Origin of the sequence: Rhodovulum sp. P5 (assembly GCF_002079305.1) — a bacterium.
GTDB lineage: Bacteria > Pseudomonadota > Alphaproteobacteria > Rhodobacterales > Rhodobacteraceae > Rhodovulum.
Genome location: NZ_CP015039.1, coordinates 3,516,169 through 3,537,870, shown reverse-complemented (window position 1 = coordinate 3,537,870; position 21,702 = coordinate 3,516,169). Strand labels below are relative to the sequence as shown.

The following is a 21,702-nucleotide window of genomic DNA, read 5'->3' as shown; positions in this document are numbered from 1 at the left end:
CCGGCGGCAAAAAATCCGGTCTACCGACGTATACCTTTGCATACCATCTTTTCCCGCCCCGCGCTTTGCGCTATCACGCCGCTGGAACGAATCCTGAAGGAAGAACGAGGGGCCCATGACGAAGATCAAAGTCGACAACCCGGTCGTCGAACTCGACGGCGATGAAATGACCCGGATCATCTGGGACTTCATCAAGAAGAAGCTGATCCTGCCCTATCTCGACGTGGACCTGCTCTACTACGATCTGGGGATCGAAGAGCGCGACCGGACCGACGACCAGATCACCATCGACGCCGCCAACAAGATCAAGGAAGTCGGCGTTGGCGTGAAATGTGCCACCATCACGCCGGACGAGGCGCGGGTCGAGGAATTCGGTCTCAAGAAGATGTGGCGCAGCCCCAACGGCACGATCCGCAACATCCTGGGTGGCGTGGTGTTCCGCGCCCCGATCATCTGCAACAACGTCCCCCGGCTTGTTCCCGGCTGGACGAAACCCATCGTGATAGGCCGTCATGCCTTTGGCGACCAGTACCGCGCGACGGACATGAAGTTCCCCGGCCCGGGCACGCTGTCGATGAAATTCGTCGGCGAGGACGGCACCGTGATCGAGGAAGAGGTCTTCAAGGCCCCGTCCTCGGGCATCTACATGGGCATGTACAACCTTGACGAGTCGATCAAGGACTTCGCCCGGGCCTCGATGAACTATGCGCTGTCGATGGGCTGGCCGCTGTACCTGTCGACCAAGAACACGATCCTGAAGCAGTATGATGGCCAGTTCATGATCCTGTTCCAGAAAGTGTTTGACGAGGAATTCGCGGACAAGTTCAAGGAAGCCGGCATCACCTACGAACACCGCCTGATCGACGACATGGTCGCCTGCGCGATGAAATGGAACGGCGGCTTTGTCTGGGCGTGCAAGAACTACGACGGCGACGTGCAGTCGGACACCGTGGCGCAAGGCTTCGGCTCGCTCGGCCTGATGACCAGCCAACTGATGACGCCGGACGGCAAGATCGTGGAGGCCGAGGCCGCCCACGGCACCGTCACCCGCCATTACCGCCAGCACCAGAAGGGGGAGGCGACCTCGACCAACTCCATCGCCTCGATCTTCGCCTGGACCGGGGGCCTGAAGCACCGCGCGAAACTGGACGGCAACGACCAGCTCAAGCATTTCGCCGAAACGCTGGAAAAGGTCGTGGTCGCGACCGTGGAGTCGGGATCCATGACCAAGGACCTCGCGCTTCTGGTCGGGCCCAATCAGAAATGGCTGACGACGATGGGCTTCCTCGAAAAGGTCGACGAGAACCTGAACAAGGCACTGGCGGGCTAACCCGCCCGGTTATCGACCGAACCATAAGGGCTGGCAGCGATGCCGGCCCTTTTTCGTTTCGAAGACTGGACAAGACCGACACCGCGCGCCATGCCACGTGCATGCCGTCCGACTCCGACACCCAACAACGCCACACGCTGCTGGAGGATATCCAGGGCCTTCTTGTGGGTACGCTGTTGGTCGCCCTGTCCGTCGGTCTGCTGAAATCGGCGGGGCTGGTCACCGGGCAGATCGCGGGGCTGTCGCTGGTGGGGGCCTACGCAACCGGGATCGGCTTCGGACCGATCTTCTTTACCCTGAACCTGCCCTTCTACTGGCTGGCGGTGCGCCGGGTGGGATGGGCCTTCACGCTCAAGACCTTCTCGGCGGTTGCGCTGCTTGCAACCTTCACCGAACTGATGCCGCTGGTGCTCAGCTTCGACCGCATCCATCCGCTGGCCGCCGCGATACTTGCGGGGGTGACGGCGGGCGCGGGCCTTCTGGCGCTTTTCCGCCACGGGGCAAGCCTTGGTGGCGTGGGTATTGTGGCCTTCTGGCTGCAGGACACGCGAGGTATCCGCGCGGGCTGGGTGCAACTGGCCTTCGACGCCGTGGTCTTTGCGCTGGCCTTTGCGGTGATCGATCCGTTGACCGTGCTCTACTCACTTGTCGGGGCCGGGGTTCTGAACGTGATCATCGCCACCAATCATCGGCGCGACCGGTATATCGCGCGCTGAAGGACCGGTCATGCCCAAAGCCTATATCTTTCTGTTCCTGGCCATCCTGACCGAAACCATCGGCACCACGGCCCTGCAGGCCAGCCAGCAATTCACAAAACTCGTTCCCTCGACCATCGTCGTCGTCGCCTATGCCCTGTCGTTCTACTTCCTCGCCGTCGCGCTCAAATTCATCCCCGTGGGCATCGCCTATGCGATCTGGTCGGCTCTGGGGATCATTCTGATTGCCGCCATCGGCTGGTGGGTCTTCGGGCAGCGGATCGATCTCGCCGGCTTCGTCGGCATGGGGCTGATCGTCGCCGGGATCGCCGTGATCCATCTGTTTTCGAAAACCACGACGCATTGAGTATTCCCGCTGGCTTTTCGGGGGAAAAGCCACTATCGGCAGGCCAACCCCGAACAGCAGGCTTTACCTCATGGACCTTCGCAACATCGCGATCATCGCGCATGTCGACCACGGCAAGACGACCCTTGTCGACCAGCTTCTCAAGCAATCCGGCGCTTTCCGCGAAAACCAGGCGGTGGCGGAACGTGCCATGGACTCCAACGATCTTGAACGCGAACGCGGGATCACGATTCTTGCCAAGGCGACCAGCGTCGAATGGGACGGGCACCGGGTGAACATCGTCGACACCCCCGGCCACGCCGATTTTGGCGGAGAGGTCGAACGGATTCTCAGCATGGTCGACGGCGTCGTGCTGCTGGTCGACGCGGCCGAAGGCCCGATGCCCCAAACGAAGTTCGTAACGTCAAAGGCGTTGGCGCTGGGCCTGCGCCCTATCGTGGTGCTGAACAAGGTCGACAAGCCCGACGCCGAGCCCGACCGGGCCCTGGACGAGGTGTTCGACCTCTTCGCGAACCTCGGCGCCAATGACGAACAACTGGACTTCCCGCACATGTACGCCTCGGGCCGGTCCGGCTGGGCAGATCACAGCCTCGACGGGCCGCGCAAGGACCTGCACGCCCTGTTCGACCTGATCCTAGAGCATGTGCCCGCCCCCAAACAACTCGACCATGCCGATGAACCCTTCACCATGCTGGCCACCACGCTGGGCGCCGACCCGTTCATCGGCCGTATCCTGACCGGCCGGATCGAGACCGGTCGCGTCAAACCCGGCGACACCGTCAAGGCCCTGTCGCGCGAAGGCGAGCAGGTCGAGAGCTTTCGCGTGTCCAAGGTGCTGGCCTTCCGCGGTCTGTCGCAACAACCCATCGACGAGGGCGAAGCCGGCGACATCGTCTCGCTTGCCGGCATGACAAAGGCCACGGTGGCCGACACCCTGTGCGCGCCTGCCGTTTCCACCCCCCTGCCCGCGCAACCCATCGACCCGCCGACGATCACCGTGACCTTCGGCATCAACGACAGCCCCCTTGCCGGCCGCGACGGCAAGAAGGTGCAGTCCCGCGTCATCCGGGACCGCCTGATGAAAGAGGCGGAATCGAACGTGGCCATCCGCGTGACCGATACCCCCGGCGGCGAGGCGTTCGAGGTCGCAGGCCGCGGCGAACTGCAGATGGGCGTTTTGATCGAGAACATGCGCCGAGAAGGGTTCGAGCTGTCGATCTCCCGCCCGCAGGTCCTGATGCGCGAAGAAAACGGCCAGCGGCTGGAACCGGTCGAAGAGGTGACGATCGACGTCGATGACGACTATTCCGGCGTGGTGATCGAAAAGATCACCGGCGCCCGGCGCGGCGAGATGGTCGAGATGCGGCCCGCCGGCGCCGGCAAGACCCGGATCATCGCCCATGTGCCGTCACGCGGCCTGATCGGCTATCATGGCGAGTTCCTGACCGATACCCGCGGCACCGGCGTGCTGAACCGCGTCTTCCACGGCTGGACGCCCTACAAGGGACCGATCCCGGGCCGCCGCGCGGGCGTGCTGATCTCGATGGAAGATGGCACCTCGGTCGCCTATGCGCTGTTCAACCTCGAAGATCGCGGGCGGCTTTTCATCGGCGCGCAGGAGGCGGTTTATCAGGGCATGATCATCGGCGAACATTCCCGCGACAACGACCTGGAAGTGAACCCGCTGAAGGGCAAGAAGCTGACCAACGTCCGTGCCTCGGGCAAGGACGATGCGGTCACCCTGACCCCGCCGATCAAGATGAGCCTTGAAGAGGCCATCGCCTATATCGACGACGATGAACTGGTGGAGGTCACGCCGAACGCCGTGCGCCTGCGCAAGCGCTTCCTCGACCCGCATGAGCGTAAGCGGCAGGCCCGCGCGGCAAGCTGACAGTATCACAAATGCGAAACGGCCCCCCGGTGGGGGCCGTATGCGCCTTCGGCGCTTTGGGTATTTGGACCAAGAAGAAGACCGGGGGCTCGATCCGAGCAAAAGACGGCGCGCCTGAGACGATTGCGCGTCAGTCGCTGGTCTCGACCACCATCAATTCCCGTTCCGACGCGCCCCGCGCGTGATCAAGCGCAGCCTGATAGTCGGGGCTGTTGTAGCAGTCGACGGCCGCCTCGACCGAGGGAAAGCGGGCCACGACGTTGCGCGGGCGTTCCTTGCCTTCAAGCTGAACAAACCGGCCGCCGCGGGCGATGAATTCACCGCCATGCTTTGCAATGGCCGGTCCCGCAAGCTCGGCATATTTTCCATAGGCCTCGGCATCGGTGACGGTCACATGTGCGATCCAGAGCGCGCCCATCTATCCCTCCAGCACGGCTTCGGCCGCCTTGATCGCGGCCTCTGCGTTCGCGGCGTCCTTGCCGCCGCCCTGGGCCATGTCAGGCCGGCCACCGCCGCCCTTGCCGCCCAGTTCCGCGACCGCCGCCTTGACCAGATCGACGGCCGACACCTTTCCGGTCAAATCATCGGTCACACCCGCGGCAACCGCCGCCTTGCCGCCCGCATCGGCGATCAGCAGCACCGCGCCAGAGCCCAGCCGCGCCTTGTGTTCATCGATCAGCGGCGGCAGGTCCTTGCCGGACACACCCGTCAAGACCTGTGCAAAGAACGGTACACCGCCAACCTCGCGCGCTTCGGGGGCTGCGCCCCCCGGCCCGGCCAGTGCCAGGTCGCGCCGCAAGGTCGCCACCTCGTTCTCCAGCGCGCGGCGATCCTCGACCAGCGCCTTGACCCTTGCCACCACATCGGCGGGTTGTGCGCGCAGAACTTCGGCTACCTCGGCCAGCCGGTTCTGCTGTGCAATCAGGTGATCCAGCGCCGCTTGCCCGGTCAGCGCCTCGATCCGGCGCACGCCTGCGCTGGACGCGCTGTCGCCCAGCACGACGCACAGGCCGATATCGCCGGTCTGGCGCACATGGGTGCCGCCGCACAGCTCGATCGACCAGGTGTTGCCCTCATGCCCCTTGCCGGTCGGCGCATGCCCCATGGACACGACGCGCACCTCGTCGCCGTATTTCTCTCCGAACAAGGCCTGCGCACCGATGGCGCGGGCGTCGTCGGGCGTCATGATCCGCGTCTCGACCGGGCTGTTCTGGCGGATGAAGCCGTTGACGTCGGATTCAACGCTGGCCAGTTCCTCGGCGCTCATCGCCTTGGCGTGGCTGAAGTCAAAGCGCAGCCGGTCCGGCGCGTTCAGCGACCCCTTCTGCGCCACGTGGTCGCCCAACGTCTGGCGCAGCGCCTCGTGCAGCAGGTGCGTTGCCGAATGGTTCGCCCGGATCGCCGAGCGCCGCGCATGGTCGACACGCAGTTCCAGCGGATCGCCGAGGCTGAGCGCCCCTTTCTCGGGCTGCACCTTGTGGGCGAAAAGCCCGCCGGGCATCTTCTGGGTGTCGAGGATCATCCCGGCACCCTCGGGTTTCAAATAGGTGCCGGTGTCGCCGACCTGACCGCCGGATTCCGCATAGAAGGGCGTCTGGTTGACCACCATCCAGCCCTCGGCACCTTCGGCGATTTCCTTTACCTCGACCCCGTCCACGACCAGCGCCCGAACGACACCCTCGGCCACCTCGGTGTCGTAGCCAAGGAAATCGGTGGGCTCGACCCGGTCCGCGACCTCGAACCAGACCTTGGCCTCTTTCGCCTCACCCGAGCCGGACCAGGACGCCCGCGCCTTGGCCTTCTGCTCGGCCATGGCGGTATCGAATCCGGCCACATCGACCGCGCGGCCCTTTTCCCGCAGGGCGTCCTGGGTCAGGTCCAGCGGGAAGCCATAGGTGTCGTAGAGCTTGAACGCCGCCTCGCCGGGAAGGGCGGCCCCCTCCGGCAGCTTGGCCAGTTCCTCGTCCAGCAGGCGCAGTCCGCGTTCCAGCGTCTGCTTGAACCGGGTTTCCTCCAGCTTCAGCGTCTCTTCGATCAGCGCCTGTGCACGGCGCAGTTCCGGGTAGGCCGCCCCCATCTGCGTGACGAGCGCGGGCACCAACCGGTGCATGACCGGATCCGCGGCCCCCAAGAGATGCGCGTGCCGCATCGCGCGCCGCATGATCCGGCGCAGCACGTAACCGCGGCCGTCATTGGAGGGCATCACCCCATCGGCCAAGAGGAAGGAGGTCGAGCGCAGGTGATCCGCGATCACCCGGTGATGCACGTTGCCGGGCCCGTCGGGCTCGGTCGAAGTCGCATTGGCCGAAGCCTCGATCAACGCGCGCATCAGATCGGTGTCGTAGTTGTCGTGCTTGCCCTGTAACAACGCGCCGATCCGCTCCAGCCCCATGCCGGTATCGATCGACTGCATGTCGAGCGCCCGCATCGAGCCGTCCTCGAACTGCTCGTTCTGCATGAAGACGAGGTTCCAGATCTCGATGAACCGGTCGCCGTCTTCCTCGGGGCTACCCGGCGGGCCGCCCCAGATGTGATCGCCGTGATCATAGAAGATCTCGGTGCAGGGCCCACAGGGGCCGGTCGGGCCCATCTGCCAGAAATTGTCGGAGGTCGGGATGCGAATGATGCGGTCGTCGGGCAGGCCCGCAACCTTCTTCCAGATGTCGGCCGCCTCGTCGTCGGTGTGATAAACGGTGACCAGCAGCTTGTCGGCGGGGATGTCGAAGTCTTTCGTCAGCAACTCCCATGCGAAGGGGATCGCCTGTTCCTTGAAATAGTCGCCGAAGCTGAAATTCCCCAGCATCTCGAAGAACGTGTGGTGCCGGGCCGTGTAACCGACATTGTCGAGGTCGTTGTGCTTGCCCCCCGCGCGCACGCATTTCTGGCTGGTCGTCGCGCGCTTGTAATCCCGTGTCTCCACCCCGGTGAACAGGTTCTTGAACTGCACCATGCCGGAGTTCGTGAACATCAGCGTGGGGTCGTTGCGCGGGACAAGGGGGGAACTGTCCACGACCTGATGGCCGTTACGCTGAAAATAGCTGAGGAAGGTGGACCGGATTTCGTTCAGGCTAGGCATCTGGATCGGGTCTTTCGCGGCACGGATTGGTATTTCCGCTCGGTGTATCGCCGCGCGCGGGGCCTGTCCATGCCCTACGAAAACGGGCCGGGCATGAGCGCCCGGCCCGGCTGACGGGGTCGGGCCTCTCAGCCCTCCATCACCTCGCCATCGCCGTCCTCGCCCATGTGGAAATCAAGGCCGTGCGCGGCGCGAATCTTGTCCTCGATCTCCAGCGCGATCTCGGCATGTTCCTTCAGGAAATTCTTGGCGTTCTCGCGCCCCTGTCCGATGCGTTCGTCGCCATAGGAGAACCACGCACCCGACTTGTCGACGACACCGGCCTTGACGCCAAGATCGAGCAGTTCGCCGGTCTTGGAAATCCCCTCACCATACATGATGTCGAATTCCACCTGCTTGAAGGGCGGCGCGACCTTGTTCTTGACCACCTTCACGCGGGTGGCATTACCGACCACTTCATCCCGGTCCTTGATGGCGCCGATGCGGCGGATGTCGAGGCGGACGGACGAATAGAATTTCAGCGCGTTGCCACCCGTCGTCGTCTCGGGCGAACCGAACATGACGCCGATCTTCATCCGGATCTGGTTGATGAAGATCACCATGCAGTTGGATCGGCTGATCGAGCCCGTCAGCTTGCGCATCGCCTGGCTCATCAGTCGGGCCTGCACACCGACATTGGAATCGCCCATGTCGCCTTCCAGTTCCGACTTGGGCGTCAGCGCGGCGACGGAGTCGACCACGACCATGCTGACCGCGCCGGAGCGCACCAGCGTATCCACGATTTCCAGCGCCTGTTCGCCGGTGTCGGGCTGCGAGATCAGCAATTCTTCCAGATCGACGCCCAGCTTCTTGGCGTAGATCGGGTCGAGCGCGTGTTCGGCATCGACAAAGGCGCAGACCCCGCCCTTCTTCTGTTCCTCGGCCACGCAATGCAGCGTCAGCGTCGTCTTGCCGGAACTTTCAGGCCCGTAGATCTCCACGATCCGGCCCTTCGGAAGCCCGCCGATCCCCAGCGCGATATCGAGGCCCAAGGACCCCGTCGAGGTCGACTCGATCTCTGCCACCGGGTTGTCGGCGCCGAGCTTCATGATCGAGCCCTTGCCAAACTGCCGCTCGATCTGCGCCAGCGCAGAGTCGAGGGCCTTCTGCTTGTCGGAATTCCGCTTGTCCACCATTTCGAGAAGGTTCGCCGTGCCCATGTTTCGCATCCTTATTTCACAGCCGCGGTCAGGCGGCAATGAGTGCCCTCGTTCATCTCTTGCCTCACATACTGAGATCAAAAAGAGAACATTTCAAGATCTTTCGATGATCCGCAGGATTGGTCAATTTGGTTAACGACCCGTTTATGCGTGCTGCACCAAGGGGTTTGAAATCGACTCCAAGCAGGCCAACACCTTGAAAAGGCAGCTGATGATTTGGCGGCACCGTCGTCTTGCGGGCGCACGGACCGGCCGAATCGAGCAGCCGAAAGCCCGCTGTACCCGGGAACCGGCGGGCGCGATGGCGAACACGGGATCAGAGGCAGGCGATCAGTCGTCGTGATCGGACGCGGCGGCCTTCAGTTGCTTCTGGACGGTCGTGGTCAGGTCGGCCAGCGAGAACGGCTTGGGCAGGTAGATCGATTTCGGGATTCGCGAGCGGATCTCGCTCACGCTGTCCTCGGCATAGCCGGAGACGAACACCACCCGCGTTCCGGGCCGTGTCTTCAGCGCCTCGCTGACCCAGCCGGGACCGTCGAGACCCGGCATCACCACATCGGTCACGAAGACATCCACGACCAGATCGCGGTCTTCCAGGATTTCCAGCGCTTCCTCACCGCTCTCGGCCTCGATCACGTCGTTGCCGCGCATGCGCAGGGCGCGCGCCGCAAAGGACCGGACGGGGGCTTCGTCCTCGACCAGAAGAACAACACCGCTGTCGGAGGTCTCTTCCTCGACGGCCACGGCGACGGCGGGCGCAGCATTCGCCCCGCCCCGATGGGCCGGCAGGTAGATGGTGAAGCAACTGCCCTGCCCCACGGTGCTGTCGACGAAGATGAACCCGCCGGTCTGCTTGACGATGCCGTAGACGGTCGAAAGGCCAAGCCCCGTCCCCTCCCCCGGTCGCTTGGTCGTGTAGAAGGGTTCGAAGATTTTCGTCAGCCGGTCGGGCGGGATGCCCGTGCCCTCGTCCCGGACGCGGATCAGCGCATAGGGCCCGGGCGGAACCACGGCCCGGTCGCGCTGCAACTCGGTCGTCAGTTGAATGGCCTCGGTTTCAAGACGGATTTCGCCCCCGGTTTCGGCCATCGCGTCGCGGGCATTCACGACGAGGTTCATCACCACCTGTTCCAACTGCCGCTTGTCGGCGCGGATCGGCGGCAGCGCCGGCGCGTGGCGCATCCTCAGGCGCATCTTCTCGCCCACCAGCCGGTCCAGCAGATGAGCCAGTTCGCCAAGGATGTCGCGCAAATCCAGCACCTCGGGGCTGAGGGTCTGCTTGCGCGAAAAGGCCAGAAGCTGGCTGACAAGGCTGGCCGCGCGGTTGGCATTCTGGTGGATCTGGACAAGGTCGCCATAGTCGGGGTCGCCGGCGTCGTGGCGCAGCATCAACAGATCGCAATGGCCCGAGATGGCGGTCAGAAGGTTGTTGAAATCATGCGCCACCCCACCGGCCAACTGACCGATGGCCTGCATCTTCTGGCTTTGCGTGAACTGCGCCTCAAGTGTCTTCATCTCGGTCACGTCATGCAAGACCGCCACCAGCCCCCCGGCCGACAGCCGCGCCAGCGCGACCTGCACAAAGATTTCCTTGTCAGACCGCACCACACGCAAGACCTCTGCGCTGTTGCTGGCGCGCCCTTCGGCAGTTTCGGTCAGCCAGTCGCGCACCGGTCGGCCAAGGCCATCCAGGCGGTCGCACAGGTTCATCGCGCCCCCTTCTGCCGGGCCAAGCAGAGCCCGCGCGCGCGCATTGTCAAGCCGCACCGTCCCATCGACATCCATGTGGAGGATCGCCACCGGCAGCGCGTCGAGAAGCCCTTCAGGCGTGGGCTTCGCGTGCAGGGTCGGGGCTGCGGGTACAAGGTAGAGTTCGCTTTGCCCCTCCTCCGTCGGAACGCTCAGCAGACGGCGCAGGACCGTACCGTCGGGCGTATCTATCGCGATCTCCTCCGCCTCGGGGGGGGCTGCGCCGCGCAACTCTGCCAGGTTTGTCGGGGCATGGCCCAGCAGACCCCGCGCGGCTGCATTCAGCGAAAGGACCTCACCGGCAGGGTTCAGCCGCAGCATCGGCAAGGCGCCCTCGGCGGGTGTCGGCTCCGTACCGTCGAAATGCCACAGGAACAGCCCCGCCTCGGCTGGTTCGACCGTCAGGCGCGTCAAACCGTGCGGGCCGCGGCGCTCCTCGCTCACCGGCAGGCCGCGGGACGCCGCTGCAACAAGGTCGGCAACCATCCGGAACGGATCGGCGAACAGCCATGTCAGCGCAGGCGCCAGCGATTGTCCGCGGGCGGTTGCGACGCGCCGCATGGCGGCGGCATTCGCGATAAGCACACGTCCCTCGATATCGGTCACGATGCAGGCGCCCGGTGCGTCCTCGCAAAGCGTGCGCAACCGGCTGCGGGGCATGACGCTGTCGGTCCTACGTGCCCCGAGCAGCCGCAGGCCCGCCGCCAACGCCGCAAGGGTTCCGCCGGCTGACATCAGGGGCACAGCATAGGCGGTATCCCTTTTGACCCACGCCACGAGGACAAGCGCCACCCCGGCGGCAAGCGCCGCCCAGGCCCGGTCGGCATGGCAGGCCGCAGTGCGACGCAGGGTCGAAATCGCCGGGGAAAGACGCAACACGGGCCAGCCTCCTCCAAGGGTCCTCGTTTACACATGGCCAACGCCGGTTAACCCAAGGTTAACGTCTGTCAGGATCGGCGCAATGTCGCCGCATAGAAGCCGTCGCCACCATCAAGCGGGGTCAGGCGGCGTTCTGCTTCGACCCGCCAGCCGGGATTTCTTCCAAGGAAGGCCGCCACCTGATCGTGGTTTTCCGTGGCAATCAACGAACAGGTCGCGTAACCTACCACCCCGCCCGGCGCCACAAGCCCCGAAGCATGATCGAGGATATCCGCCTGCATCCCGCACAATCTTTCGATATGGGCCGGGGTCGTGCGCCACTTTGCCTCTGGGCTGCGCCGCCACGCCCCGCTGCCCGAACAGGGCACATCGCACAGAACCAGATCGAAGGGCGCCGAAGCGGAAAGATCGTCGGTTCCCAGAATGCGGACGGCTAGACCGGCGCGCGCAGCGCGGTCGGACAGGTCCTTCATCCGCCCCGGCGCGGCATCATGGGCATGAAACTCTGCCGTAACGCGCCCTGCCATCGCCAGCGTCTTTCCACCCCCACCTGCACAGTAATCGAGAACGCGCATGCCGGGGGTCAGCGGCATCATGTCCGCCACCGCCTGCGAGGCGGCATCCTGCAACTCTATCAACCCGCGGGTATAGGCAGCACTTTGCCGGACACGGCGCGCACCTTCTGCAACGATCAAGGCCGTGGGCGACAGGCCGTGGGCATCCGCGACGATCCCCTCGGCGGCAAGGGACTCAATCGCGGCGGCGCGCGTATCCCGCCCGAGATTGACCCGCAGGAACACCGGCGCCCGCATGCGCAGGGCCGACATCACGGCCTGGAAATCGGGGCCAAGGCTGTCGCGCAATAGGGGCGCGAGCGCTTCGGGGCAGTCGCAGGCGATGTTTTCCGGCAAATCGTCCCATGCCGCCCCTGCCCCGCGTTCTTCTGCCGACAGGGGCAAGGGGGCGTGCCCCTCCCCTGTGAAGACGCTGTCCGGCTTTTGCCCGGCCACACGCAGTGCGCCAAGCATCAACCCGCGGCCCGTGTCCGCCCCGCCAAGCGCGGCAAAGGACCGGCGGCAGCGCAGCGCATCGAAGACATGATCGCGCACCGCGGCGCGATCCTTCGACCCGGCAAATCGGCTGCGCCGGGCCCAGGCCGTCAGCAAACGTTCAACCGAGTCACCCGTAAGCCACGCATCGAGAATCTCGATCGCCGCGGCGATCCGGGCGGCGGGCGTCATGGCCTGACCCCAAAGGGGGTGGAATGACCACAGCCCGTCACGCGGCCCGGTCCCGGAAACGATCCCACGGTGCCCATACGTTCACCGATCACATCGCGCGGTAGTTCGGCGCCTCGCGGGTGATCTGCACGTCGTGGACATGGCTTTCCTTCAGCCCCGCGCCGGTGATCCGCACGAAACGGCAGTTCTGCCGCATCTCGTCGACCGTGGCACAGCCGGTATAGCCCATGGCCGCACGCAAACCGCCGACCAGTTGGTGGATGACCGCCCCCGCGGGCCCCTTGTAGGGTACCTGCCCTTCGATCCCCTCGGGCACCAGTTTGTCGCTGGCCGCGTCCTTCTGGAAATACCGGTCGGCGGAGCCCCGCGCCATCGCGCCCAGAGACCCCATCCCGCGATAGGCCTTGAACGACCGGCCCTGATACAGGATCACCTCGCCCGGGCTTTCATCGGTTCCCGCGATCATCGAGCCGACCATGGCGCAGGACGCCCCCGCGGCGATCGCCTTGGCGAAATCGCCCGAAAACTTGATGCCGCCATCGGCGATCACCGGCACGTCACCCGCGGCCCCGGCGCATTCCATGATCGCGGTCAGTTGGGGCATGCCGACCCCGGCGACCATCCGCGTGGTGCAGATGGAGCCCGGGCCAATGCCAACCTTCACCGCATCCGCCCCTGCATCGATCAGGGCGCGCGTCGCCTCTGCGGTGGCCACGTTGCCAGCCATCACCTGAACGGCGTTCGTGGCTTTCTTGATCCGCTCCACCGCCTTCGCCACGCCTTCTGAATGGCCATGGGCGGTATCGATCACCACCATGTCCACGCCCGCGTCGATCAGCGCCTCGGACCGTTCGAAACCGGCATCGCCCACGGTCGTTGCCGCGGCCACCCGCAACCGGCCGAGTTCGTCCTTCACCGCCTGCGGGTTCATCACCGAGGTTTCGGTATCCTTCAGCGTCAGAAGCCCTGTCAGCTTGCCCTTGCCATCGGTGATCAGCAGTTTCTCGATCCGCCGGGCCTTCATCAGGTTCAGCGCCTCGGTGCGGTCGACGGGTTCTTTCAGCACGGCGAGGTTTTCTGCCGTCATCATCGCCCGAACCGGGGTGGAATCGTCGCTGGCAAATCGCATGTCGCGGTTCGTCACGATGCCCACGACAAGCCCCGCCTCGTCCACCACCGGGAAGCCGGTGAAGTTGTAGCGTTCGATCAGCGCCTTCGCATCGGCCAGCGTCTGGTCGGGGGTCAGGGTGATGGGGTTGTAGACGACCCCGGATTCGTACCGCTTGACCCGCCGCACCTCGCGCGCCTGCTCATCTACGGTCAGATTGCGGTGGATCACCCCGATGCCGCCCGCCTGCGCCATTGCAATCGCCATGCGATGCTCGGTCACCGTGTCCATGGCGGAACTCAGAAGCGGAATGTTCAGACGGATGGATTTCGTCACACGCGTCCGGGTGTCTGCCTGGTTCGGCAAGACCGCACTGGCCGCGGGAACGAGAAGGACATCGTCGAAGGTCAGCGCCTCGCGAATCTCCATGGGGGCCTCCTAGGGAGTGTTCGTTTGGCGCTTCCCTATTTCACGCGGACCGCGAAAAGGAAAGCGTCAAATGCGACGTCCCGCGGTCGGGGCCCTTACGGCTGTGCGGCGGAAAGGTGTTGCCGCGCGATGTCGAGGTATTGCAGGTTGGCGGGCAACAGCGTGGCATCGGCCTGCATCTTTTCCATCCGGGTCACGACCTCGGCCCAATGGGCGGCGGCGTTCTCGGGGTCGGCCTGGGCCATCCGCCAGTGGGCAATGACCACGTCCCAAGCCCGTTCGGCGTTGTCCGACTGCATCTCTGCCAGATCGCGGGCAAGGCTTAGGTTCTCCGCATAGACCTCTCGCGCCCCGGCCAGATCACCGCGCTGCAGGCGCAGGTCGCCAATCTTTCCAAGACGCCCCGACACGTCCTGCACGCCAATCTCACGCGCGATGTTCAGGCTTTGCTCATAGGGCGCAAGCGCCCCGGCGGGGTCACCTTGTGCCATACGGGCATCGCCCAAACCATAAAGCGCCTCGGAAAGGGAACCGTCATCGCCCGCGGCCATCGCAAGATCCTGTGCGGACGCGAAGGCCGAAAGCGCCTCGGGCGTGTTGCCGGTGGCCATGCGGGCCTGACCGCAGTCGATCCAATACCAGGCTTCGTCTTGGGCAAGCGTAGCGGCCGCGCACAACAACGGTTCGGATCGTGTGGCGTCCAACGCGTGGAAGAGCGTCGCCTGCACATATTTCGACTGGGCATCTTCGCGGCTCCAGTCGGCCCAGCGCGGCGCGATCAGGGCGTCGATCCGGGCAAAGGCCGCCTGTGCACTGTCGATCTGGCCCGCATTGAACCCCGCGATGGCGGCGTCGATGTCCGCCGTCCAGTCGGGGTGCGCGCCGCGAAGCTCATCAAGGGCGGTCTCGACCCGACCAACGCGATCCGACAGCCGGGCCGCAGCCTCCGCCGACACATGCCCCTGCTGTTCTGCCCGCGCGACCACGACCCCGGGATCGACCCGGACAAAGGGCGCGGACGGAGCGTCGGACACATCCGATTGGGTGAGGACATCGGGCGCGGCCACCGTCTCGGCGGGCATCGCCGCGGCATCGGAAGTGTCCGTCGCATCGCCTGGCGCCGCGACGTCGATCTTCAGCGCCGCCGTGATCTTGGCAATCGCGTCGGGCACATCGACATACGTCACCACCGCGAAACCGATACCAGCGATCAGCGCGATGGCAGCGCCCCCCATCGACACGACTTTGAAGAAGCCGCGCACCCCGCCTGATTTTGCAGACGCCTTGGCCCCACCGGCAGGCTGTTCGCCCTTGGGGCGTGACCTGGCCGCGCGTGTGCCCGCCGCCCCACCCCTCAGCAGAGCCTTGCCGGCGCGGATCTCTTCGATATCGACCGTATACTGGGCCTGCAGGCGGTCCGGCAGCGCCTCGATAGCCCCGCGCAGCGCCTCTGCCAACCGGCGGACCTCGGTATCCTTGGCGATGCCGGGCCGCGCCAGATCGGCCTTCACCGCCTTGGCAAAGACCGGGTTGGTCTTCGCCTCTTCCAGAAGCGCCAGCGACTTGACGCCATGCTCCTCCGCCAGCCGCTTTTTCAGCGCCTCGAAGGACGACTTGCCCCCGCCCTTGGCGAACTCGCCGGCAGCCCCCCTGGCCATCAAGGTAGCGCCCGTCACCAGAAGCGTAAAAAGAAGCTCGACCATGCCCGTTCCCCCCGTCGCCGCAGCACGGGCCAAGGATGCCAAGCGCGCACCGTATCGGGCAAGGGGCTTTCGCGTCACGCGTGCGCTGGGGCGCGATGTGTCGCAGACGGCCAGCGCAGCCGCGACGGCACGGTCAGACTATGCAGCGCCCGGGGTCAGCAGCAGTTCTGCTCCAGATCCCACAACAGAGCTTCCGCCGCCTCGTCCTCGATCTCTTCGAAGAAGGCGCTGAGGCTGTTCACCTGGCTGCCAACGAAATAGAGGTTGTCGTTGCCCATCCGGCGCTTCTCTTCCAGCTTCTTCGTGAAATAGCCGACCCAGCGGGAGTCCGTCTCCTCCATCCGGGCCTTGAGCATGGCCATCAGGCGATCTGCCTTCTCGTCGCAGTTGATCCCCACAAAGCTGACATATCTGTCCGGGCTTTCGTCGTTCATGGTCATGCTCCTTGCATCCTGTCGCTGAAATTCGATCCCGGCGGCGTAAACCGAAATCGCCACGCGTTCTGTCAGCCAGCCGACACCGTGGCGAGCGTTTTCAGCCGCGCCGGCTGCAGAAGCCGAATTCGACGGCGGTCTGCCCGTTCGATGACCCCTTCGCGGATCAGCTTGTTGAGCAGGGTGGACAGCGTCTGCCGGGAAGTGCCCAGCGCGGTGGCCAGCGCCTCGGTACTGTCGATCAGGGAAATGACCTCCGATCCTTGCGCCGCACTCTCGGCCAGCAGGAAACGGGCCAGCCGGGACTCCACGGGCCGGAAGGCCAGATCCTCGATCAGGTCGAGCGCGCCGGACAGCAAGATCCCCACCTCGCGGAAGGCGGCAAGGCCCAGTTCGGGTTCCCGCGTCACAAGGCCCAGCATCGCGTCGACCGGCCAACTGACGGTTTCGCATCTCTCCACGGCCTGAACCCAGGCGCGGGTATGGGTGACATAGAACCCACCCGGCCGCAGATAGCCCAAGGTCAGTTCCCGCTCCGCCCCGTTCAGGCTGATCCGGGCCAGTCCGGCATCCAGCACGAAAAGACGATCGCGGCCCGTTTCGGGCACCACGATCGTTTCGCCCGGGCCATAGGACTGCCGCAGACCGCCTTCCAGCCGGGAAAGCCATTTGCTGTGCGGGGACGGCCCCGAAAAGGTGTGGTTTCGTCGATCCATGGCCAAGCATAGCGCGGCGCTCCGCACAGGCCATAGGGATTGAACCGCCGGTCAGACCCGCGCGGCGTTGGTCTTCTGCCCCAGACCGCCCCGTGCCCAAGCCTGCATCACCTTCACCGCGATGGGCGGGATCGCAAGCGTCGCCAGGACCAGCCCGCCCCCACCGATCACGCGAAACAGACTGCCCTGCCCGGTCGCGGCAAGGATCAGCATCAGGTTCGCAAACGCGGCCAGCGGAAAGGTGAAGGCACCCCAGAGCGGAGAGAAGCCGCCCTTGACGATCCATGGCGCGCGCACCAGCAGCGCCGCGAAAAGCGCGATGGCCAGACCGGCAAAGCCCAACGCAACGCCAGCATGCCCCAGCAGGGCCGCCACCGTGCCCAGAAGGCAGGCCGGGGCCAAGTGGATCGCAAGAAGCGGGCGCAGGGGCACCGGCACATCCCGCCTGACAAGCTGACCAAGGCTGACGGCCCAGATCACGGCAGCCATGGCGCCGGTGCCGTACAACACCACGGTTGCAAGCCCGTCATAGCCCAGCGCCACGGCGGTCGGGCCGGCCACGATGAAGCCCACGAATTGCAGATGCCAGACCGGCGTCACCGCGCGCTGCTCTGCCGGGCCGGTCAGGAACCCGCGCACGACCAGCACCACCAGCGCCACATGCGCGGCCAGCCCCAGCCACAGGACCAGATGGCCCAGCGCCGGGGCGAGGGGCGCCAGCCCGGCGGCCATCAGGTAGACCGACAGAACCATCGCCGACAGGCCCGCCCGGCCGGGCAGCACGCGCAGATCCTCTGCCACCACGCCTGGGCGCCGCGCGACCTTCAGCCCATAGCTGACCACGCAGAACAGGAACCAGAGCGTCACCGCCCCGAGGATCAGATCGCCCACCGCCACCGGTACCGCGAACACCCCGGCCGCCTGACGCCATGCCAGCCCCAGCCCGAAGGCCCCGAAGACGGGCGGGAAGATCGCGGGCGGCGTCTGGTCGGCGTATTTCGGGCGGGGGGTAAGCATCGCGGCGGGTCCTCCATCTAGGCCGGGCAAGGGGCAGCATGCCCCGCGGCGGGGGCCCGACGCAATCGCCCGATTGCGCCCCTACCGCCCGGCGGGCACGCCGAAGATGTCGAAAAGGATGCTGCGCGTCTCGCCACAGCCCTTTCGGGCCTGGAACTTCGCCTGGTGCAGTTTCCATCCCGGGCTGTGCCGCCCGCTTTCAAGAATACCCTTGGCCACGGCGAAGTCGTGCTCGCTCAACTTCGAAAGGCACGCCTCCGACACACCGGCCCGGCGCAGATCGGGCAGGACCGACCGGGCCAGTTGCGACTGGGCCATCGCGGGTGGGCAGGCCACCAGCGCGCAAAGGGCAAGGGGAAAGAGGCGTGTCATGGTCATGTCCTCGCAATGTGGCGCCGGGCGGATGCGGCGCCGTCAGGGTGCACCGATTGCGCGCGGAAGGAAAGGCGCCGGCCCGACGTCCCACAGGGTTGTGAGGGGTCAGAACGCGCCGACCGGCTCTGCCGCGATCCACAGCAGCAGGTTGAAATACCGGCCGAGGACCCAGACAGCCGCTTCACCGCCGAAATGCCAGAACCCCCAGACGATCCCGCCAAGGGCGATCAGCGGGATGGTCCAGATCACGCCGAGGGCAAGGGCGGCGCCCACTGCCTGCACCGGGCTTTGATCGGCGGTCTTCACCCAACCGGCGACGGGGCGGCGCAAGACCCGCGGCCAGAGGCCCTGCACGCCTAGCAGGCTGACCGCGAAATGCAGCGCGGTGGGGACGATGGTGGAAAACAACATCAGGTAGAGCCAGACATAGGCGCCCGGCGTTTCCCGCACCCCCGCGAACAGCACGCCGAGATCGAGCAGTCTGACGCCCGCCAGTTGGTTCAGCCCATGCACCACGGCCACCAGCGTGGCGCCGAGGGCGAGGAACAGGGCGCAGGCGATCAGCAGATCCAGAAGCCCCCACAGAAAGGGCCACCCCGCCCGCAAGCCCCGGCGCAAAAGCGATAGCGTAACGGCATAGGAGACGACATCGAACAGAGCGTTGAGCAGGGGGAAGACGGCGAGGAAGAGGAAGAGGCTGCGGCGGTCTTCGTCAACGGATGACCAGTCAATTTGAGACGCAATTGCTAAGCTAACCCCCACAACCACAACCGAAATCATAAGACGCGCCAACGCCCCGTTCCTACGCCTTTCAATCCAAACGACAGGAATTAAGACAGCCAGTAGGAACACCGATGCGACCGAAGCTGCGAGGAAGGCTGAGTTTGTCAGTGAGGCTACTATGCCAATCGAAGGTGTAATGGCCATGATGCTTGAAATTGCGAATGCAAACACGCCCTCGAACCGAAGAGCACCTGAAAACGCAAATGCGATTGCGAACAAGCCAAAGCCTGCAAACTGAAATTTGGTTGTGGCCACATAAAGGGCGCCAATTCCGCATGCAACCGCTGCTGCCGCGAGAAACGTGCGGTTGGCAGGCTTCCCAATGGGGCTGCCTTCAGCATTTTTTACATATTGAAGGTTAAGGACACCGAAGGCCAACACGGCATAGGCCCCCAGCACTGCAGCGCGATCCGGCCAGAAATCGGCCGCGGGCAGCACAAGCGCCGTTCCCACCTTGCCATCCTCCCCGGTCACGATCCATTGCCCCACAAGCAGCACGAGCGGATAGGCCACGGCCAGCAACAACGCGGTATCGTAGAGTCGCCATGTCAGCGCGGCGCGGAAGAGCGTGGGCAAACTGTCCCGGTCCCCGGCCTCATCACACAGCTTGCCCCAGACCCACATCACGTTGCGCCGGGTCAGCGCGGTGTAGATTTGCGTATAGTTGGAATGGCGCAGCGTGCCCGACAGAAACTTCCGGCTTGGCCCGTCCGACAATCCGAGGATCGCGACGAGCCAAAGCAGCAGCCACAGGATCCCCGCTGCCCACACCGCCCAATGGGGCGGAAAGGCCAGCATCGCGGCGACCGCGCTGGCCGTCACGACACCCCAGATCGCCAGGTTGTGCCCGATATGTCCGGTCTCGCTCACCGCTCACCCCCTGCTCTACCCCCGGCAGAGTGGCCCAGCGCCCCTGCAAAGGAAAGGTCCCGCGCCGCCGCGTCACAACTCCGATTTTCCCTTTACCCCTACCGCATAGCCGTTACTCTCCCCGCCAAAGAACGACAGGGAGGATCACCGATGAAAACGCTTCTGGGCGCCGCGACGGCGGCTGCGATCACCTTTGGCTTCGCGGCCGAGGCGATGGCGGAGGAATGGAATGTCTCGCTTTGGGGCAAGCGCCGCGCCTTTACCGAGCATGTGGAAAAGCTCGCCGAACTGGTCAGCGAAAAGACCGGGGGCGAGTTCACCCTGAACATCTCGTACGGGGGTCTGTCGAAGAACACCGAGAACCTTGACGGCATCTCCATCGGCGCGTTCGAGATGGCGCAGTTCTGCGCGGGCTATCACCGCGACAAGAACCCCACGATCACCGTGCTGGAACTGCCCTTCCTCGGGGTCAGCGACCTGCAACAGGAAACCAAGCTGAGCATGGCGGTCTATCAGCACCCCGCCGTGGTCAAGGATCTGGCACGCTGGAACGCCACGCTGCTGATGCCCTCGCCCATGCCGCAATACAACGTGGTGGGCATGGGCGACACGCCGACCGCGCTGTCCGATTTCGACGGCTTCCCGGTGCGTGCGACCGGCGGGATCGGGGTCGCCATGGCCGCCATCGGCGCGGTGCCGACCTCGATGTCCGCGACCGAGGTGCGGCCGGCGATGGATTCCGGCGTGATCAAGGGCGCGGCCTTCGCCCCCCACGCGCATATGGCCTTCGGCACCATCGAAAAGGCCGACTGGTGGACGACGAACCTGAACCCCGGAACCGTGAACTGCCCCGTCGTGGTCAACACCGACGCGCTGAACGGGTTGTCGGACGCGCATCGCGACGCCCTGCTTGGATCGGTGGAGGAGGCGCTGGCCTATTACATCGACTTCTACGAGAACAACACCATGAAACGCTGGGGCCCGGCGCTGGACGAACGCGGGATCGAGCGGGTGACATTTTCCGACGATGCCATTGCGGAGCTGAAATCCTCCGTCGCGGGACCGGCGGCCGAGGCATGGGTTGCCGAGAACGCGGCCAAGGGCATTCCCGCGCAGGATCTGTACGACATGGTCACCGGAATGATCGGGCAATAGGCCCGCCTGCCCCGCCGTTTGCGCGGCGGGGCGCGTTCTGCATCAGATCATGGCCAGCCACGCCGTTCTCGAGGACCTGAGCCTCCTGTCCCGTCTCGACCGCGGCCTTTACGCGGCCGAGCGGTTTCTTGCGCTTCTGTCGGGCCTTGCGGTCTTTGGCCTGATGCTGCTGGCGGTGGTCTCCGTCGGCGGGCGCAACGTGTTCAACCAGCCGCTGCCCGGCTATGTCGACTGGATCCAGCAGGCGATGCCGCTGATCGCCTTCATGGGGATATCCTTCACCCAGCGCGATGGCGGGCATATCCGGATGGACATCCTGATCGCGCGGCTTCGCGGGCGGATGCTGTGGGCGGCGGAATTCACAACGACGCTGGCGATGCTGGGGCTGATGCTGCTGCTCGTTTGGGGCAGTTGGGCGCATTTCCAGCGCAGCTTCGATTTCGCGATGCCGATGTGGAGCCGGGATTCCAGTTTCGACATCAACTTGCCGCTCTGGCCTGCGAAACTGCTGGCGCCGGTGGCGTTTTCGGTCCTGTGCCTGCGGCTGACGCTGCAGCTTTGGGGCTATGGGCGGGCCGCATTGCTTGGGCTGTCGGAACCGGTTGCCGTGCCGCTTGTCCAATCGGCCGCCGAACAGGCCGCCGCCGAGGCCGAGCATGTCACCGGCGCGGACAGATAGGGGGCG

General features: G+C 65.1%; 18 protein-coding genes. 6 read left to right on the top strand and 12 right to left on the bottom strand.

Annotated elements, in window-relative coordinates; genetic code table 11:
- Window positions 1-115 precede the first annotated feature (115 nt).
- The 4 genes from RGUI_RS16820 to typA all read left to right on the top strand — a co-directional run bounded on the left by RGUI_RS16820 (window position 116) and on the right by typA (window position 4,283).
- Window positions 116-1,330, top strand: coding sequence for an NADP-dependent isocitrate dehydrogenase (locus tag RGUI_RS16820; protein ID WP_081535069.1), 1,215 nt, complete (start codon window positions 116-118; stop codon window positions 1,328-1,330).
- Between the two features lie 101 nt (window positions 1,331-1,431).
- Window positions 1,432-2,046, top strand: a complete 615-nt coding sequence (locus RGUI_RS16815; protein WP_081535067.1) for a YitT family protein — start codon at window positions 1,432-1,434, stop codon at window positions 2,044-2,046.
- A 10-nt stretch (window positions 2,047-2,056) separates the two neighbouring features.
- A complete protein-coding gene (locus RGUI_RS16810) occupies window positions 2,057-2,392 on the top strand; it encodes a multidrug efflux SMR transporter (RefSeq protein ID WP_081535065.1) in 336 nt (111 codons plus the stop codon).
- Between the two features lie 70 nt (window positions 2,393-2,462).
- Window positions 2,463-4,283 (top strand): translational GTPase TypA, encoded by a 1,821-nt coding sequence (gene typA / locus RGUI_RS16805; protein WP_081535063.1) that lies wholly within the window; start codon window positions 2,463-2,465, stop codon window positions 4,281-4,283.
- Between the two features lie 130 nt (window positions 4,284-4,413).
- Here typA and RGUI_RS16800 read toward each other — a convergent pair whose 3' ends face one another.
- The 12 genes from RGUI_RS16800 to RGUI_RS16745 all read right to left on the bottom strand — a co-directional run bounded on the left by RGUI_RS16800 (window position 4,414) and on the right by RGUI_RS16745 (window position 19,862).
- The gene (locus tag RGUI_RS16800; protein WP_081535061.1) at window positions 4,414-4,701 is read right to left on the bottom strand and encodes a DUF1330 domain-containing protein; all 288 of its coding nucleotides are present in this window, start codon (window positions 4,699-4,701) and stop codon (window positions 4,414-4,416) included.
- On the bottom strand, window positions 4,702-7,359 hold the full coding sequence (gene alaS, locus RGUI_RS16795; protein ID WP_081535059.1) for an alanine--tRNA ligase: 2,658 nt from the start codon (window positions 7,357-7,359) through the stop codon (window positions 4,702-4,704). It abuts the gene before it with no gap.
- Window positions 7,360-7,487: 128 nt separating this feature from the next.
- Window positions 7,488-8,558 carry a recombinase RecA gene (recA, locus tag RGUI_RS16790; RefSeq protein WP_081535057.1) on the bottom strand — a complete coding sequence of 357 codons (1,071 nt, stop codon included), beginning with the start codon at window positions 8,556-8,558 and terminating at the stop codon, window positions 7,488-7,490.
- Window positions 8,559-8,888: 330 nt separating this feature from the next.
- Window positions 8,889-11,186: a PAS domain-containing sensor histidine kinase gene (locus tag RGUI_RS16785; protein WP_156883009.1), complete on the bottom strand. Its 2,298-nt coding sequence runs from the start codon at window positions 11,184-11,186 to the stop codon at window positions 8,889-8,891.
- A 68-nt stretch (window positions 11,187-11,254) separates the two neighbouring features.
- Complete coding sequence (locus RGUI_RS16780) at window positions 11,255-12,427, bottom strand: RsmB/NOP family class I SAM-dependent RNA methyltransferase (RefSeq protein WP_081535055.1); 1,173 nt, start codon at window positions 12,425-12,427, stop codon at window positions 11,255-11,257.
- Between the two features lie 88 nt (window positions 12,428-12,515).
- Window positions 12,516-13,964, bottom strand: a complete 1,449-nt coding sequence (guaB, locus tag RGUI_RS16775) for an IMP dehydrogenase (protein ID WP_081535053.1) — start codon at window positions 13,962-13,964, stop codon at window positions 12,516-12,518.
- Between the two features lie 95 nt (window positions 13,965-14,059).
- On the bottom strand, window positions 14,060-15,667 hold the full coding sequence (locus RGUI_RS16770) for a tetratricopeptide repeat protein (RefSeq protein ID WP_081535051.1): 1,608 nt from the start codon (window positions 15,665-15,667) through the stop codon (window positions 14,060-14,062).
- Window positions 15,668-15,822: 155 nt separating this feature from the next.
- A complete protein-coding gene (gene cowN, locus RGUI_RS16765) occupies window positions 15,823-16,101 on the bottom strand; it encodes a N(2)-fixation sustaining protein CowN (protein WP_081536144.1) in 279 nt (92 codons plus the stop codon).
- 71 nt (window positions 16,102-16,172) lie between these two features.
- Window positions 16,173-16,817 carry a Crp/Fnr family transcriptional regulator gene (locus tag RGUI_RS16760; protein WP_081535049.1) on the bottom strand — a complete coding sequence of 215 codons (645 nt, stop codon included), beginning with the start codon at window positions 16,815-16,817 and terminating at the stop codon, window positions 16,173-16,175.
- 51 nt (window positions 16,818-16,868) lie between these two features.
- A complete protein-coding gene (locus tag RGUI_RS16755) occupies window positions 16,869-17,834 on the bottom strand; it encodes a tellurium resistance protein (RefSeq protein ID WP_081535047.1) in 966 nt (321 codons plus the stop codon).
- Window positions 17,835-17,915: 81 nt separating this feature from the next.
- A complete protein-coding gene (locus RGUI_RS16750) occupies window positions 17,916-18,206 on the bottom strand; it encodes a hypothetical protein (RefSeq protein WP_156883008.1) in 291 nt (96 codons plus the stop codon).
- A 108-nt stretch (window positions 18,207-18,314) separates the two neighbouring features.
- Window positions 18,315-19,862 carry a hypothetical protein gene (locus RGUI_RS16745; protein WP_081535043.1) on the bottom strand — a complete coding sequence of 516 codons (1,548 nt, stop codon included), beginning with the start codon at window positions 19,860-19,862 and terminating at the stop codon, window positions 18,315-18,317.
- Window positions 19,863-20,012: 150 nt separating this feature from the next.
- Between RGUI_RS16745 and RGUI_RS16740 the strand changes: the two genes are divergently transcribed.
- Both RGUI_RS16740 and RGUI_RS16735 read left to right on the top strand, forming a co-directional pair.
- A complete protein-coding gene (locus RGUI_RS16740) occupies window positions 20,013-21,017 on the top strand; it encodes a C4-dicarboxylate ABC transporter substrate-binding protein (protein WP_081535041.1) in 1,005 nt (334 codons plus the stop codon).
- Window positions 21,018-21,066: 49 nt separating this feature from the next.
- Window positions 21,067-21,696 (top strand): TRAP transporter small permease subunit, encoded by a 630-nt coding sequence (locus RGUI_RS16735; protein WP_081535039.1) that lies wholly within the window; start codon window positions 21,067-21,069, stop codon window positions 21,694-21,696.
- The last annotated feature ends 6 nt before the right edge of the window (window positions 21,697-21,702 follow it).